Origin of the sequence: Acinetobacter sp. YH12049 (assembly GCF_013419875.1) — a bacterium.
In the GTDB taxonomy this organism is placed as follows: domain Bacteria; phylum Pseudomonadota; class Gammaproteobacteria; order Pseudomonadales; family Moraxellaceae; genus Acinetobacter; species Acinetobacter amyesii.
In genome coordinates, this window is record NZ_VOZH01000022.1 from 25,103 (window position 1) to 40,700 (window position 15,598).

General features: G+C 39.7%; 15 protein-coding genes. 8 read left to right on the top strand and 7 right to left on the bottom strand.

Annotated elements, in window-relative coordinates; translation table 11 throughout:
• Window positions 1–140 precede the first annotated feature (140 nt).
• Complete coding sequence (locus tag FTU05_RS11010; protein ID WP_078189088.1) at window positions 141–767, bottom strand: alpha/beta hydrolase; 627 nt, start codon at window positions 765–767, stop codon at window positions 141–143.
• Between the two features lie 124 nt (window positions 768–891).
• Here FTU05_RS11010 and yaaA point away from each other — a divergent pair, with 124 nt between their 5' ends.
• From yaaA to FTU05_RS11030, 4 genes are all read left to right on the top strand, one after another.
• The gene (gene yaaA / locus FTU05_RS11015) at window positions 892–1,674 is read left to right on the top strand and encodes a peroxide stress protein YaaA (RefSeq protein ID WP_078189087.1); all 783 of its coding nucleotides are present in this window, start codon (window positions 892–894) and stop codon (window positions 1,672–1,674) included.
• A gap of 957 nt (window positions 1,675–2,631) precedes the next feature.
• Window positions 2,632–3,954, top strand: coding sequence for an NCS2 family permease (locus FTU05_RS11020; protein ID WP_078189086.1), 1,323 nt, complete (start codon window positions 2,632–2,634; stop codon window positions 3,952–3,954).
• 66 nt (window positions 3,955–4,020) lie between these two features.
• Entirely contained in the window at window positions 4,021–5,022 is a 1,002-nt protein-coding gene (locus FTU05_RS11025) for an adenosine deaminase (protein ID WP_180165324.1), read from the top strand.
• 56 nt (window positions 5,023–5,078) lie between these two features.
• Window positions 5,079–5,453, top strand: a complete 375-nt coding sequence (locus tag FTU05_RS11030) for a hypothetical protein (RefSeq protein ID WP_180163659.1) — start codon at window positions 5,079–5,081, stop codon at window positions 5,451–5,453.
• Window positions 5,454–5,505: 52 nt separating this feature from the next.
• Here FTU05_RS11030 and FTU05_RS11035 read toward each other — a convergent pair whose 3' ends face one another.
• Window positions 5,506–6,063, bottom strand: coding sequence for a cytochrome b (locus FTU05_RS11035; RefSeq protein WP_180009411.1), 558 nt, complete (start codon window positions 6,061–6,063; stop codon window positions 5,506–5,508).
• A gap of 212 nt (window positions 6,064–6,275) precedes the next feature.
• On the opposite strand from FTU05_RS11035, the gene FTU05_RS11040 reads away from it, so the two are divergent.
• A complete protein-coding gene (locus FTU05_RS11040) occupies window positions 6,276–6,662 on the top strand; it encodes a hypothetical protein (RefSeq protein WP_168379346.1) in 387 nt (128 codons plus the stop codon).
• A 93-nt stretch (window positions 6,663–6,755) separates the two neighbouring features.
• On the top strand, window positions 6,756–7,325 hold the full coding sequence (gene rnhB / locus FTU05_RS11045) for a ribonuclease HII (RefSeq protein ID WP_180165326.1): 570 nt from the start codon (window positions 6,756–6,758) through the stop codon (window positions 7,323–7,325).
• A gap of 91 nt (window positions 7,326–7,416) precedes the next feature.
• Here the strand turns inward: rnhB and csrA are convergent, their stop codons facing one another.
• From csrA to alaS, 3 genes are all read right to left on the bottom strand, one after another.
• Window positions 7,417–7,671, bottom strand: coding sequence for a carbon storage regulator CsrA (gene csrA / locus FTU05_RS11050; RefSeq protein WP_078189080.1), 255 nt, complete (start codon window positions 7,669–7,671; stop codon window positions 7,417–7,419).
• A gap of 248 nt (window positions 7,672–7,919) precedes the next feature.
• Window positions 7,920–9,200 (bottom strand): aspartate kinase, encoded by a 1,281-nt coding sequence (locus FTU05_RS11055; RefSeq protein ID WP_078194395.1) that lies wholly within the window; start codon window positions 9,198–9,200, stop codon window positions 7,920–7,922.
• Window positions 9,201–9,546: 346 nt separating this feature from the next.
• On the bottom strand, window positions 9,547–12,240 hold the full coding sequence (alaS, locus tag FTU05_RS11060; RefSeq protein WP_180165328.1) for an alanine--tRNA ligase: 2,694 nt from the start codon (window positions 12,238–12,240) through the stop codon (window positions 9,547–9,549).
• 576 nt (window positions 12,241–12,816) lie between these two features.
• On the opposite strand from alaS, the gene FTU05_RS11065 reads away from it, so the two are divergent.
• Both FTU05_RS11065 and FTU05_RS11070 read left to right on the top strand, forming a co-directional pair.
• Window positions 12,817–13,845 carry a type I glyceraldehyde-3-phosphate dehydrogenase gene (locus FTU05_RS11065; protein ID WP_180165330.1) on the top strand — a complete coding sequence of 343 codons (1,029 nt, stop codon included), beginning with the start codon at window positions 12,817–12,819 and terminating at the stop codon, window positions 13,843–13,845.
• 200 nt (window positions 13,846–14,045) lie between these two features.
• The gene (locus FTU05_RS11070) at window positions 14,046–14,348 is read left to right on the top strand and encodes a hypothetical protein (RefSeq protein WP_168379360.1); all 303 of its coding nucleotides are present in this window, start codon (window positions 14,046–14,048) and stop codon (window positions 14,346–14,348) included.
• 158 nt (window positions 14,349–14,506) lie between these two features.
• Here FTU05_RS11070 and FTU05_RS11075 read toward each other — a convergent pair whose 3' ends face one another.
• Together FTU05_RS11075 and FTU05_RS11080 are read right to left on the bottom strand one after the other, a co-directional pair.
• Window positions 14,507–14,806 (bottom strand): AzlD family protein, encoded by a 300-nt coding sequence (locus tag FTU05_RS11075; protein WP_180003989.1) that lies wholly within the window; start codon window positions 14,804–14,806, stop codon window positions 14,507–14,509.
• Window positions 14,803–15,549, bottom strand: coding sequence for an AzlC family ABC transporter permease (locus FTU05_RS11080; RefSeq protein WP_180165331.1), 747 nt, complete (start codon window positions 15,547–15,549; stop codon window positions 14,803–14,805). The genes FTU05_RS11075 and FTU05_RS11080 overlap by 4 nt, the downstream gene beginning before the upstream one ends.
• Between the last annotated feature and the right edge of the window lie 49 nt (window positions 15,550–15,598).

The following is a 15,598-nucleotide window of genomic DNA, read 5'->3' on the forward strand; positions in this document are numbered from 1 at the left end:
TAGATAATGATCACCAATGTATTTAAATGATGGATAAATCGAAAAGCGAGTAGTTCAGTTTATCTGAAATATTGGGGGAATAGAGCGTTCGCTAGGCAAAAAAAATGAGCCAGTTAAGCTGACTCATTTTTTTGTATTTTTTATACTAAAAAGCGTGAAATCGCGATACGAAGCTGTTTTAGATAACCTGTAAAGAAGTGGTTTGCACCTGGCAAAACCGTGATTAAATGGCGCTGTGGTTTGGCCCACTGAATCAAGTCAGATAACAGTGTGACATTATCTTCTTCACCATGAATAAATAAAATATCACCCTTAATATGCGGAGTCACATAGTGACGCACACCTGCAACTGTTGTGGTTGGTAGGCCACATAAAATAGTTTGTACAGGCTGCAATTCTACTGGCAATAGGGCATAGCATTTAGTCATGACATTTGCACCAAAACTAAAACCGCCTGCATAAAATGGCAGGTTCGGATGTTGGTTGCGAGCAAATTCAATGACTTGCATAGTGTCTTTGGTTTCACCATTGCCTTCGTCATGTATTCCTGCACTTTGGCCAGAACCACGGAAACTTGGGCGATAGACTACATAGCCACGTTCTAAGAACATTTGCGCTAAAAGCACAGGGACTTTGTGCTGTGGTGTACCACCTTGCAATGGGTGAGGGTGTGTAACTACCGCGAATCCTTTCACTTCACCCTGTGGATAATCAACAAAAATTTCAAGTTGACCCATCGGCCCTTGAATGAACATTTGTTCTGACATAATGACTAAAATGTGAAAGCGGGAGAGTCTATAGTTTACAGATTAATATTATCTAAAACACAGATTGGATTTAAAAATACTCTACTGTTATAGTTTGTTTAATTAAAAATTAATCAGGATGTTTATGCTCGCTTTAATTTCTCCAGCAAAAACTTTAGATTACGAAACCGCTTTACCGACTGAAAAATTCACTCAACCACGGCTATTAGATCATTCTGAAGAATTGATCTCAGTCGCACGTAAATTGTCGGCAAGTGAAATTTCAAGCTTGATGAGTGTCAGTGAGAAAATTGCGACTTTAAATGTTGAGCGCTTCCGAGATTGGCAGCCTGATTTTGATTTTGCCAATGCACGTCAAGCAATTTTTGCCTTTAAAGGTGACGTGTATACCGGTTTAGATGCTTATCAACTTGCAAATACTGACCTTCAATACGCACAAACCCATTTGCGTATGCTCTCGGGTCTCTACGGTTTATTGCGTCCACTGGATTTAATGATGCCATATCGTTTAGAGATGGGGACCAAGTTGCAAAACCCACGTGGACATAACTTGTACGAGTTTTGGGATAATACAATCACCAATCTCATCAATGACGATTTGGAAAAAGCCGGCTCTGAACTTTTGGTCAACATCGCTTCAGATGAATACTATAAGTCGGTCAAAGAATCAAAAATTAAAGCCGAAATCATCAAACCTGTTTTTCTGGATCAAAAGAACGGCAAATATAAAGTCATCAGCTTCTATGCCAAAAAAGCACGTGGCCTAATGGCGCGTTATTTGTTGGAAAATAAAATTGAACGTATTGAAGATATCAAGTCGTTCAATACCGATGGTTATTATTTCGATGCAGAGAGTAGCTTAAAGGGCGAATTGGTCTTTAAGCGAGATGAGCAACAAGCCGCTTAAGTTCAAGATTGAAAATTTTGAATCTGTAAAAAATATGTATAGCCGCTGTTTTTAAGTCAGCGGCTTTTTTATCTTCTTCACTCGAGATGTAATGGTGGGCCTGTGAAATTGATCGTGCTTTAAATTTCGTATATGAAATGATCTACGATTTGATGCTTTTTACGGAAAAGGATTCGAAAAATCATTCAGCGATTATCTTGTCTATCAGTCTAAAATATATTACAAAATTAACATTGATCGAACAAATAGCTTATTAAATGACTTAATAATATATAAAATTGTGAAATACGCCACTTTTTTGTTTAAATTTTTTGTTATTATAGCCAAATATTTAAACATGAATAAAATTTTGTTATGAAAAAAATACTGATACCAATTTTTATACTCAGCATTTTATTTTTAGGATTTAGTGTTTATAAAAATGCTGAGTTAAAGCGACAGCAAGAAATTAATCAGGTGTTCAATGATGATTTGAACGCATCACCTTATATGCGCTAAAAAAAATCAATCTTGCTGCTTCTGCATTGAGCTCAAGCATGGTCTTGAAGTGTTCGTTTAAATATTGATATTTTATTTTTATATATAATAATTTGAAACTTTATAAAGAAAACAATGTCTTAAATTTACTAAATTGAAAAGCGATGAAAATGTGGAAACATTAAAAAATCAATGTGTTATAATTTGCCGAAATTAATTTGATCAGTATTTATTGATATTAAATACGAATTAAATGACATAAATAGAGGAGCTGCATAGGTTTATGCAGCTTTTTTGTTTGCAAATTTCAACATTTGTACCGTGTTGTATGTTGTTGAAAATAGGATTTTTTAAAGCCTACAATCTGCCGAATTGGCATATTCGTTGCTTAGGCATACACAAAATTAATGATGAATACATGACATGATTAATTTTGTGGAATGCTTATATGCATAAAGTTTACTTCATAGGGGCTAGGTCATGACGACTCCTAATCCATCTTCCGAGAACATGCTTGAACGTCTGTTTAAACTGAGCGAAAACAAAACCAGTTTCAAAACAGAAGTCATTGCAGGTGTAACTACTTTCTTGACAATGTGTTACATCATTATTGTCAATCCAATGATTTTGTCCGAAACGGGTATGGATCATGGCGCTGTTTTTGTCGCAACCTGTCTAGCAGCAGCCATTGGCTGTTTGGTGATGGGGCTTGTTGCTAACTATCCAATTGCCTTAGCACCCGGTATGGGCTTAAACGCTTACTTTACCTATTCTGTATGTTTGGGTATGGGCGTGGAATGGCAAACTGCTTTAGCAGCTGTTTTTGTCTCTGGCCTTGTTTTTATCGCTATCAGCATGTTCAAAATCCGTGAAGCGATTGTCAATGCGATTCCAATGTCGCTTAAACTGGCGATCGGCGGCGGTATTGGTTTATTCCTTGCACTGGTTTCTTTGAAAAATGCCGGCATTATTGTTGATAACCCTGCAACATTGGTTAGTCTGGGTGATTTAAAACAGCCGTCTGTCTTGTTGGCTTTACTTGGCTTCTTGATGGTTGTGGTTATGCATCACTTCAAAGTACGTGGTGCAATCATCATCAGTATTTTGGTGATTACTGCAATTTCAACCCTACTGGGCTTCAACGAATTTAAAGGTGTTGTAGGTGCTATTCCTTCAATCGCTCCAACATTCATGCAAATGAACTTCGAAGGTCTATTCACAGCAAGTTTGATTGGCGTAATCTTTGTATTCTTCTTGGTTGATTTATTTGACTCTACAGGTACATTGGTCGGTGTATCACACCGTGCAGGCTTATTAAAAGACGGTAAATTACCACGTTTGAAGAAAGCATTATTTGCTGACTCATCTGCAATTGTTGCGGGTGCGGCATTGGGTACGTCTTCGACTACGCCTTATATTGAATCATCAGCAGGTGTTGCTGCCGGTGGTCGTACAGGTTTAACTGCAGTTGTAGTTGCTGTATTGTTTATTTTGGCATTGTTCTTAGCACCACTTGCTCAGTCTGTACCAGGTTTTGCAACTGCGCCAGCATTATTGTTTGTTGGTGTGTTGATGATTCAAGGTATCGTTCATATTGAGTGGGATGATATTACTGAAGCAGTCCCAGCATTCTTAACAATTGTATTTATGCCGTTTACGTATTCAATTGCAGACGGTATTGCAATGGGCTTCATTAGCTATGCATTGGTTAAATTGCTGACAGGTAAAGCGAAAACTGTACCGTATATGGTTTGGATTATTGCTGTACTTTGGGCATTGAAATTTGCTGCATTTGGCGGTTAATACTGTCAAATAGCGAAAGGGTGTAAACTCAGTTTGCACCCTTTTTTATTTTTATGAGGATAAGAGATGGATCAACTTGAGCTGATTCGCGCTTTGCCAAAAGCAGAGCTACATGTGCATATTGAAGGGACATTTGAGCCTGAACTCATGTTTGCAATTGCCCAACGCAACAATATTGCAATCCCTTATCAATCAGTCGAAGAATTAAAAGAAGCGTATAACTTTCATAATTTACAGTCTTTTTTAGACATTTATTATGCAGGTGCAAATGTACTGATTCATGAGCAAGATTTTTATGATTTAGCATGGGCATACTTTGAAAAATGTGCAGAAGATCATGTGGTTCATACCGAAATGTTCTTCGACCCACAAACTCATACAGACCGTGGGGTTGCTTTTGAAACTGTCTTGAATGGCTTACAACGCGCTTGTGATGATGCCAAAGCAAAACTGGGCATTAGCTCACATCTGATTATGTGCTTCTTGCGTCATTTATCTGAAGATGCAGCATTTGCAACATTAGAACAAGCTTTACCATATAAAGATCAAATTATTGGTGTCGGTTTAGATTCGAGTGAAGTGGGTCATCCACCATCAAAATTCGAACGTGTTTTTGCTAAAGCACGTGAAGCAGGTTTTCTTATCGTTGCGCATGCAGGGGAAGAAGGTCCAGCAGAATACGTATGGGAAGCCTTGGATTTGCTGAAAGTAAATCGTGTTGACCATGGTGTACGTTCAGAAGAAGATCCTGCTTTGATGCAACGTTTAATTGCAGAAAAAATGCCATTAACCGTTTGCCCGCTAAGCAATTTAAAGCTCTGTGTGGTCAATAATATGGCTGATCATAATATTCGCCGTCTATTGCAACAAGGTGTGCATGTGACCGTCAATTCAGATGATCCATCGTACTTTGGTGGTTATATGAATGATAACTTCATTGCGATCACCAAAGCACTTGATTTAAGCAATGCAGAGTTAAAGCAACTGGCAATCAACTCTTTTGAAGCATCATTTATTTCAGATGCTGAAAAACAAGCTTGGATTAAAAAGATTGAAGCGTTGAATTAATAATCAGCGTATAATCTCAGGCAGTGAATATTCACTGCCTTTTTTATGTTTAAATCATGCTTTTATCTCATTCAAATCGCTCTATATTTGCCTCATCGATTACATTTTTAGCCGCAGTATTGATTTCTTCGGCTGCTATTGCAGATAAATCAAGTTTAAGTCAGCGTATGCTAAAGCCCGTGATTGAATATCAATGCTCGCAAGAATTAAATACTTCTAAAATTTGGAAAGGTGCTGCGTTGTTTATGAGTGCTCAACAGAAAAAAGACAATCAAGCTGCGATTTGTCAGTGCGTGAGTGAGCATGCTATGGATGATATCGGTGCGAAAGATCTGATGACTGCTGCAGTGAATGAAACTGAAAAGAATAAACTGATTTCTAAAGCGGTTTTAAATAGTATGCGCGGTTGTGCTCAGCAAGTACTGAATTAAAAGATAATGCTTAAAATAAAAGCCACATGATGTGGCTTTTATTTTGTCTTTATTAGGGTTTTGGTTGTCGTGTCATGCTTTTGAGCACATGGTCTTTATCAATGAAATGATGTTTCAGCGCTGCCACAATATGACCCACTAAGAGCAAGCCTGCTGCCCAAGAAATCCAAATATGTAGAGGTTTCACGATGGCCAATAATTCAGGATTATCTTGTACCAAGCGTGGTATTTCAAACAAATACAATACAGGGGCAGGGTGACCTGCACTCCAACTAAATAAGCAACCCGTGATCGGTAAAGCCAGTAGTACAAAATACAGTGCTAAATGACCCAAATGTGCCAAGGTTTTCATGCCGGATGACATACTGTCAGGTAATTCTGGTGCGGGGTGGGTATAGCGCCAAAAGATTCGTATCACCACCAAAAAAATAATCGTAGTCGCAATATTTTTATGGAGGGTAATGACTTGTCCTTTAAAGCTGCCATCGACGTCATAACTCAGAAAATTGCCACTATAAAAGCCAATTAACCATGCCACGATGAATATGATCGCCATCAGCCAATGTAAGACCTGAGCTGTTCGAGTGTAGTATTGTGTGTTATTGCTCATGTTGATTATTTAAGCGTTCAATCTTATGCAGATTCTAATACAGACCACAAAAATATGCGTCGTTTAAAATCGGTACACAGTGTTGTGAATATGCAACACAGGCTTTGATGATTAACTACACAATTACCGAATTTATTTTAAATAGTCATATCAGATGGTGTGTGATTTGGGGCACAATATGCGCGTTAATTAACAGAACAAAGGAAATATTCGTGAAAAAATTAGTTGCTGTTCTAGCGCCATTAGCGCTTGTTCTTTCTGCATGTGCTGCGACTGGTACAACAGGTACAAGTTCTACAGGTACAACTTCAGCAAACAGCTTGGCAATGATGGCGGTTAAAGTGGGTGTTCAAGCGAAATGCGTGACTGAGCTTAATAACAACAGCTACTGGAAAACAGGTTCAAAATTATTAACAGAAACTCAAAAATCTGAACTACAAACTGAAGTGTGTTCATGTGTAGGCGAGAAAGCGACAACTAGCGTGACTGCAACGGATTTGGTTGTAGCAGCAATGGATAAAACTTCACAAGCAAATCTTGCGGCTAAAATCGTGACAAATACTTTAAATGCTTGCGTGATTGAAACATTTAAAAACTAAGATTTAGAACATTTTATACGACCCTGACAATGGTTTTGCTGAGTATCAGTAAATCCAAATGAAGGGTCGTATTTTATTTTGAGTGAGAGATATATGAAAATTGCTGGTGCAGATGAAGCGGGTCGCGGTCCATTGGTGGGTTCGGTTGTTGCGGCAGCTGTCATTTTAGATCCAAATAACCCGATTGAAGGTTTAAACGATTCTAAAAAACTCAGTGAAAAAAAACGTGAAAAGTTATTTATTGAGATTCAAGAAAAAGCCTTGGCTTGGGCGATTGCTGAAAGTTCTGCACAAGAAATTGATGAGATCAATATTTTGCAAGCATCATTACTTGCAATGCGTCGTGCAGTGGAAAAACTCAATGTACAGCCAGAACACGTGTTGGTCGATGGTAATAAAGTCCCAACCGGTTTAGCAATGAGCTGTGATGCAATCGTGGGCGGTGATGCGATTCATCCAGAGATTTCGGCTGCGAGTATTTTGGCAAAAGTGACTCGAGACCACGAAATGGTTGAACTGGATGCAAAATATCCACAGTATGGTTTTGCGAAACACAAGGGCTATCCAACCAAAGCGCACTTCGAAGCGATTGCACAGTATGGGGTGATTGATGAACATCGCCGCAGTTTTGGCCCCGTACGTAAAGTTCTAGAAGGGCAGTAATTAAGCTCAGTTGAACTTATATAGTAAACGCATGTTCTAGATAAATTTAAAGCGGCCTAATGAGCCGCTTTATCATTTAACAACTTAAATCTTAGCGATTATAGTTGTTTTGTGAATAATCAGTTTCTTCAAAAGATGGCTGATATTCTTGATCAATGTTTTGGAGATGTTCGTGCATTGCGCGTTCATGTTGAATTCGTTGGTAAATTTCTTCACGATGAACAGATACTTCTTTTGGAGCATTCACGCCAATACGAACCTGATTACCTTTAACACCAAGTACAGTCACGCTAACTTGGTCTCCAATCATTAATGTTTCTCCGACACGACGAGTCAGAATCAGCATGTTTCTCTCCTTGCAAAATGCAAAACCTGCAAATGATCTGTTATGTAAAATTCATAACTTGTAAAAGCAAAAAATTTAGCAGTGCATCTGAAACAATCATTGTGACAGTCGCAAACTGAGTAAATTTTAAAATCCTTAGGTTTAATATAACAGAGCCACTATAAAAAAAACTATAGTGGCTCTGAATTTTTACGATGTTTTTCAAAATCTGTCTAACAATGACAAATTTTGACACACAGCAAGGTTAATTAAGCACGTGCGCTTGATTCACCTGTTTCACGGTCTAGACCGAATGCAGTGTGTAGAGCACGTACAGCAAGCTCTAAGTATTTCTCATCAATAATCACTGAAATTTTGATTTCAGAAGTCGAAATCATCAAAATATTAATGCCTTCTTTTGCAAGAGCAGTAAACATTTTGCTTGCAACACCTGCGTGTGAGCGCATACCAACACCAACAATCGATACTTTTACGATGTCTGCGCGAGTTGCAACTTCACGTGCACCAATTTCTTGAGCAGTCGCTTCAAGAATGGCTTTCGCTTTTGATAATTCACTACGGTTAACTGTAAATGTGAAATCAGTTGTGCCGTCTTCTTCAACGTTTTGGATAATCATATCCACTTCAACATTGGCATCACCAATTGGTGAAAGGATGTTTGAAGCGATACCTGGTTTATCCGGTACACCAAGAATAGTTAATTTAGCTTCATCACGGTTGAACGCGATACCTGAGATGATTGGTTGTTCCATGTTGTCTTCCGCTTCAGTGGTGATTAGTGTCCCGACGTTTTGTTTAAAGTTTTCGTCGAATGCGCCATCATCGTCATTATCAAAACTTGATAATACGCGTAAAGGCACTTGGTATTTACCGGCAAATTCTACAGAGCGAATTTGAAGGACTTTAGAACCAAGTGATGCCATTTCAAGCATTTCTTCAAAAGAAATACGATCAACTTTTTTCGCTTTTGGAGCGACACGAGGGTCAGTGGTGTAAACACCATCAACGTCTGTGTAAATCTGACATTCGTCAGCTTTAAGTGCAGCAGCCAATGCAACACCTGAAGTGTCAGAACCACCACGACCTAGAGTCGTTGTGTTACCTTCAGCATCAAAGCCTTGGAAACCTGCCACAACAATGACACGTCCAGCGTCAAGGTTTGAAGTCAATACATCTGTATCAATCGCTTCAATACGCGCCTTGGTAAATGCGCTGTCGGTTTTAATACCAACTTGACGACCTGTAAGTGATTTAGCTTCAACACCAATAGAGTTAAGTGCCATTGCTAACATAGAAATCGTTACCTGTTCACCCGTAGACACCATTTGGTCTAATTCGCGTGGATCAGGTGTTTCGGTAATGGCTTTCGCTAAAGCAAGTAGACGATTGGTTTCGCCACTCATTGCAGATACAACAACCACAACTTTGTGACCGTGATCATGCCAACGCTTTACACGACGAGCAACATTTAAAATGCGCTCTGGAGTACCCATTGAGGTACCGCCATATTTTTGAACGATTAATGCCATAACTATCCTTACCAAGTAAATAAGTCTAAAGACTTAAAGCACTTACACATATTTTAAGACCGCACTTGAGCGCGATTTTAATATACCACGTAGCTCATGAACTCCAAGGTAGGAGGAGTTCAAATAGATACTTTGTGTCTGCAGGGGATTCACATGAACCCAGCCTTTTAGACTCCATTTTCATCATTTAGCCAGAGGTTGAATATTGGTTTCAACATGATGATTGAGTTTGCGCTTTCGCGCATCAACAGTGTTTAAGCAGGATCCAGCATTAAAAAACACACTGCTTAAACCTGTTGATTTGCTCAAAGGAGGTGAGTCACTTTGAGCTATAGGACTTTTGGTCTTATTTTGCAGTTAACCATGCAACGAGGTCAGTCATTACTGCTTCAAGTTTGTCGCTATAAGGCGCACCACCTTGAGCCATATCAGGTTTACCACCACCTTTACCACCAAGCTCTTGACCAAGGTGTTTGATGATGTCACCTGCTTTTACAGCAGCAGTGTATTCTTTAGCAACCGAAGCAATCAGGCTCACTTTGTCGGCATCAACCGCTGCGATCACGATCACAGCATTGTCTAACTTAGATTTCACACCATCGTGCAAGTTGCGAAGTGATTTCGCATCTACACCTTGAACGGTAGTGATTAATGTTTTGCGGCCAGCAATCTCTTGAACTTGACTTAATAACTCAGCTGCTTGGAAGCTTGCTAATTTTTGGTTCAATTGTTCAATTTGTTTTTGCAGGCTAGACGCAGTGTGAGATAAAGCTTCAACTTTTTCTAAAGTTTGATCTTTTTGCGCTTTCAGCAAGTCATTAATTGCATGAATGTCACGATCAGCTTTTTGCGCAGCTTCAACAGCTTTAGTGCCTGTAACGGCTTCAATACGGCGTACGCCTGCAGCAACACCGCCTTCAGAAGTGATCTTGAATAGGCCGATGTCGCCTGTGCGTTTTACGTGAATACCGCCACAAAGTTCGATAGAGAAGTTTTTCTCATCTTTGGTTGTACCCATTGAAAGTACACGTACTTCGTCACCGTATTTCTCACCGAACAACATCATTGCACCTTTTTCTTTGGCCGCATCGATGTCTAAAAGTTCAGTTGAAACAGCAGTATTGGCAATCACTTCGGCATTGACAATGCGTTCAATTTCTTGAAGCTGTTCAAATGAAACAGGTTGGTCATTAGCAAAGTCAAAACGTAAAAGCTCGCTTGCAACCAATGAACCTTTTTGCTGTACGTGCGTACCCAAAACTTGGCGAAGTGCTGCATGTAATAGGTGAGTTGCAGAGTGGTTGCGTGAAGTTGCTTCACGGATATCCGCTTTAACAATAGCCTCAACTGCTTGAGCTGCTTTTAAGTTACCCATGGTCACGATGCCTTGGTGTACAAAAGCGCCGCCTGATTTTTTGGTGTCTTGAACTTCAAAAATACCAGTTTCGTTTTTGAAGATACCTGTATCGCCAACTTGACCGCCGCTTTCTGCATAGAACGGAGTTTGGTTTAGAACGATCAGTGCTTCATCGCCCTCAAAAACTTCATCAACTTGTTCGCCATCTTTGTAGATTGCAACAATTTGACCTTGGCCTTGAGTTGCGTCATAGCCGTCAAATTGAGTCTCGCCTTCAACTTTGACAATGCTGTTGTAGTCGATGGCGAATTTACCTGCATCACGTGCACGTTGACGTTGAGCCGCCATTTCGACTTCGAAACCAGCTTCATCAATCGTTAAATCACGTTCACGTGCAATGTCTGCTGTTAAGTCAGTCGGGAAGCCGTAAGTATCGTAAAGTTTAAATACTGTTTCACCTGGAATCACTGAACCTTTAAGTTGAGCCAATTCGCCTTCAAGCAATTTCAAACCTTGCTCTAAAGTTTTTGCAAATTGTTCTTCTTCTTTTAAAAGCTGAGCTTCGATACGTGCTTGCTGTGCAGCAAGTTCAGGGTAAGCAGCACCCATCACGTCGATCAGTGGCTGCAACATTTTATGGAAGAATGAACCTGTTGCACCCAATTTGTTACCATGACGTACTGCACGACGGATAATACGGCGAAGTACATAGCCACGGCCTTCATTAGACGGGTTAACACCGTCTGCAATCAAGAAGCAGCAAGAACGGGCATGGTCAGCCACAACTTTAAGTGAAGCAGGGTATTCAACCGGTTTGGTTTCTGCTTGCGCTTTTGCTTCAAGTTCAGTGGTATCTAAACCGATGATTTCTGCAGCAGCTTTAAGTAGGTTTTGGAATAGGTCGATTTCGTAGTTTGAGTTTACATGCTGTAAAACTGCAGAAATACGCTCAAGGCCCATACCTGTATCTACAGAAGGTGCAGGAAGGGCATGCAGCACACCATCAGCAGTACGGTTGAACTGCATGAATACGTTGTTCCAAATTTCGATGAAACGATCGCCATCTTCTTCAGGAGTGCCCGGTAAGCCGCCCCAAATGTGGTCACCATGGTCAAAGAAGATTTCAGAACATGGACCACAAGGACCTGTATCGCCCATTGCCCAGAAGTTATCTGAAGCGTATTTTTCGCCTTTGTTGTCACCGATACGGATAATGCGTGAAGCGTCTAGACCAATTTCTTTGTTCCAGATATCAAATGCTTCGTCATCTGTATGGTAAACAGTGGCATAAAGTTTATCTTTTGGCAGACCTAACCATTTTTCGTTGGTTAAGAAATCCCAAGCAAATGTGATGGCATCACGTTTGAAGTAGTCACCAAATGAGAAGTTACCCAACATTTCAAAGAACGTGTGGTGACGTGCTGTATAACCAACGTTGTCTAAGTCGTTGTGTTTACCGCCGGCACGGACACATTTTTGTGAAGAAGTTGCACGAACGTAGTCACGTTTTTCAAGACCGAGGAAGCAGTCTTTAAACTGGTTCATACCAGCATTTGTGAACAATAGTGTTGGGTCGTTGGCAGGTACCAGAGAACTCGACGCGACACGTGTATGCCCTTGCGATTCAAAGTAGCTTAAAAAAGCTTCGCGAATTTCAGCTGATGTCATAAAACGAGTACTCACAACCAAGTCTCTCCTAATTTCGATTTGGTAATAGCATATCAAGCAAGTCTTACAAAATTTTAAAGCTGGCTTGAGATGCTGACATAAAATTTAAAAACGCTAAATTATAACGGAAAAAGGTGTAGTGACCAATGATTTTCGGCTATCTCTATGACTTTTTATATGTTTTAAATTTGGCACCTATATTTTTAGATTTTTAAACCTTTGGAACGCTGAAAGTATTCATTGATTAATCTAGTGAGCGCACTGTTGCTGCGTTTCATTTATATGTTTTGAAAAGTTTTTAATGTTCAAAGTCAGCATGTTGATGAATGCTCTACATGAAGGTGCTTTGCATTTATATTTTTTAGTTCATTGTGAAAATTGCATGTTTGAATCCATTTTATTTAAGAGTGATTAGACTTGATCTTGGTGCTATACATGTTCAGTAAAGCTAATATTTGGATCTATGTTGGTGCTAACGAGTTATAAAAATAAAGCCCAATAAGCATTAAACGAATAAATGATAACGTTTTCATGTTGAAATCCATTAACATACTAGATGCTTTATTTTTGTTTCAAAACGAAGGATTGGTCATGCAGCGAGTGGCAATTAATGGATTTGGTCGAATCGGACGCAATGTATTACGCGCATGGTTTGAAAATCCAAAAGAATTTCATTATGAAATTGTTGCCATAAATGATGTCGCTGATGTGGAAACCATGGTGCATTTGTTTAAATATGACACCACGCATGGTCGTTTTGCAGGCCAAGTCGAAATCATTGAACAAGATGGCGCTATTTTTCTAGATATCTCTTGTGCTCAAACACACCTAAAAGTGCAAGTGTTGAATGAGCCACAGCCAAGTCTTTTACCTTGGCAACGACTGAATGTCGATGTGGTACTCGAATGCACAGGTTTATTTCGATCGAGAGAGGCAGCCACACAGCATATTGGTGCAGGTGCTAAACGTGTGATTATTGGTGCTGCACCGTTTGATAGTGTTGATGCTGCGATTGTGTATGGCGTTAATCATCATGAAGTCAAAGCGACTGATCAAATTATTTCGAGTGTGTCGTGTACCACGCAGGCTTTAGTGCCTTTAGTCAAAATTATTGATGATGCCTTTGGTATAGACACCGCACTCATGACAGAAATTCATGCTGTGACTGCGGATCAATCTGTATTGGATCATGCACATCGTGACTTGCGTCGTGCCCGAGCTTCGGGTCAAAATATTATTCCAACGACCTCTTCAGCTCTGGGTGCGTTGAAACGGGTCATGCCGAAAATGGAAGATCGAATCGATGGCTATTCGATTCGTGTGCCGACTATCAATGTTGCTGCAATCGATTTAAGTTTTGTGTCTCAATCAGTTATCACCAAGCATGAGTTAAATGCAGTGTTAAGCAAAGCTGCACGTTTTGATTATCATGAAATTATGTCAGTAACCGATGAGCCCTTGGTCTCAAGTGATTTTAATCATTCACCTTATTCATTGATTGTCGATTTGAATCAAACCATGGTGGTAGGAAAGCAAGCAAAAGTTTTCGCATGGTATGACAATGAATGGGGCTATGCGAACCGCTTGCTCGATTTATGTGAAAGTTTTCACTCTTTATAAAAATTCAAACTTATCCAATATAGAAAACATCTACTAGCTTGTAGGTGTTTTTTTATTTTCTAAAATTAGATGAAAAATCATGCGTAATGTCGTTGATGTATCTCGAAAATATTGAAAAACTTTAAAAAATATTCAAGCACAGCCGATTTATTGTTTAAGATGAAAGTCAAAGAAATATATAAAGAGTATTGAGCATGATGTTGATGTTACTTTGGGGATTTATTTTATTATTGGCGCTGGCGGTTATATTTTTAATTTGGCTACAGTTTAATCGTGACGTATCGCAATCTACCGCGCATGAAACCTTGCCACTTGAAGAAAAAGTGGTGCATCTAGAAGCCAACCTGAAAAAGACCTTGGAAATTATGCAAGACCTTGCAAAGAAAATGCATATCCAGCAAGAAGTATTAGATCAAACCACTCACAAATTACAGCAAGTTGAATTGCAAAATGCAGAATTGGTGAACATTTTGGCAAAAGTGGTCAAAACCGATCAAAGCTAATCGAAAGATAAAGAAGACTGCCCATAGCTCGATATCTGCATGAAGCATGTAATCTCAAGGTATGGGTATTTTTTTATCCAATAAGATGATTCTCAATATTTATTGTCATTGGGTTCAAATCGTAGTTCACGCGTTTTTCAACATATGATCGTATGGGACTAAATCAAAATTTGTCTTAACACGGCTGCTGAAAGCATGCTAATCACAACGGTAGGCAATAATGAAAAACGTGATGCTGCAAATAGGGTAATGGCCATCACGATCAAATCAGCAGGATTATCTTTAACAAAATAAGGCGCGATCACTGAGATCAACACACAGCCGGGAACAACTTCCATAATTTGACGTTGTTTGTTGGTGAGGCTACGGTTTTTCAGTAACACATAACCCAAGATACGGGTCAGGTAAGTGGTTAAGGCAATAAATAGAATCGCGATCAGGGTGCTAGAGTGGATCATACATCATCTCCAATTAGGAAAAATGCAGAAGCAATACCCGTAACTGCGCCAATCGGAACATACCAGCCCGCAGGGAGATACAAATAAGCCAGAGATGCGGCAATCAAACTGACCAGCCATGGACGCGCCGCTTTAAAGCCTTTCCACATGCCACGTAGTAAAACAAGAAATACAGCAGGGAAGGCCATATCAAAACCAAGTCGACTAATATCGCCAAGTATCGGTCCGATCATTGCTCCTAAAGTGGTAAAGCCGACCCACATCAAATATAGAGCACAGCATAAGCCTGCATAGAACATTAAACTAAAGGCGCGCTGAATTCCCAAAGCATTAGATTTTTTTTGCGCATCGGCCAAACCTACGGCCCAACTTTCATCGCACATAAAAAATAAAGCGGTATAAACCGTGCGATTCGGGAGATGTCGTAAATACGGGACAAGGCTCGCCCCCATTAATAGGTGCCGACTATTCACTAAAAACGTAATAAACATCAGCATGAGAATATTAGGGGGATTGGTCCAAACTTCCAAAATGGCAAATTCAGAACCACCGGCAAAGTTAAGGCCAGTCAAAAGCGGAACTTCTAAACTAGAAAAGCCTTTATGTGTTGCCTGAGCACCCAAAACTAATGCAAAAGGAATAATGCCCAGCAGCATTGGAATAGATGTTTTTAGACCTCGTTTAAACTCAATAGAATGCTGTGAGTGGGTGTGATTGAGTGTACTTTGTCTAAACATCAACATGACGTTTTCCATGAAGCGAGATCGAAAGCAATATTTTATGGATATCTGA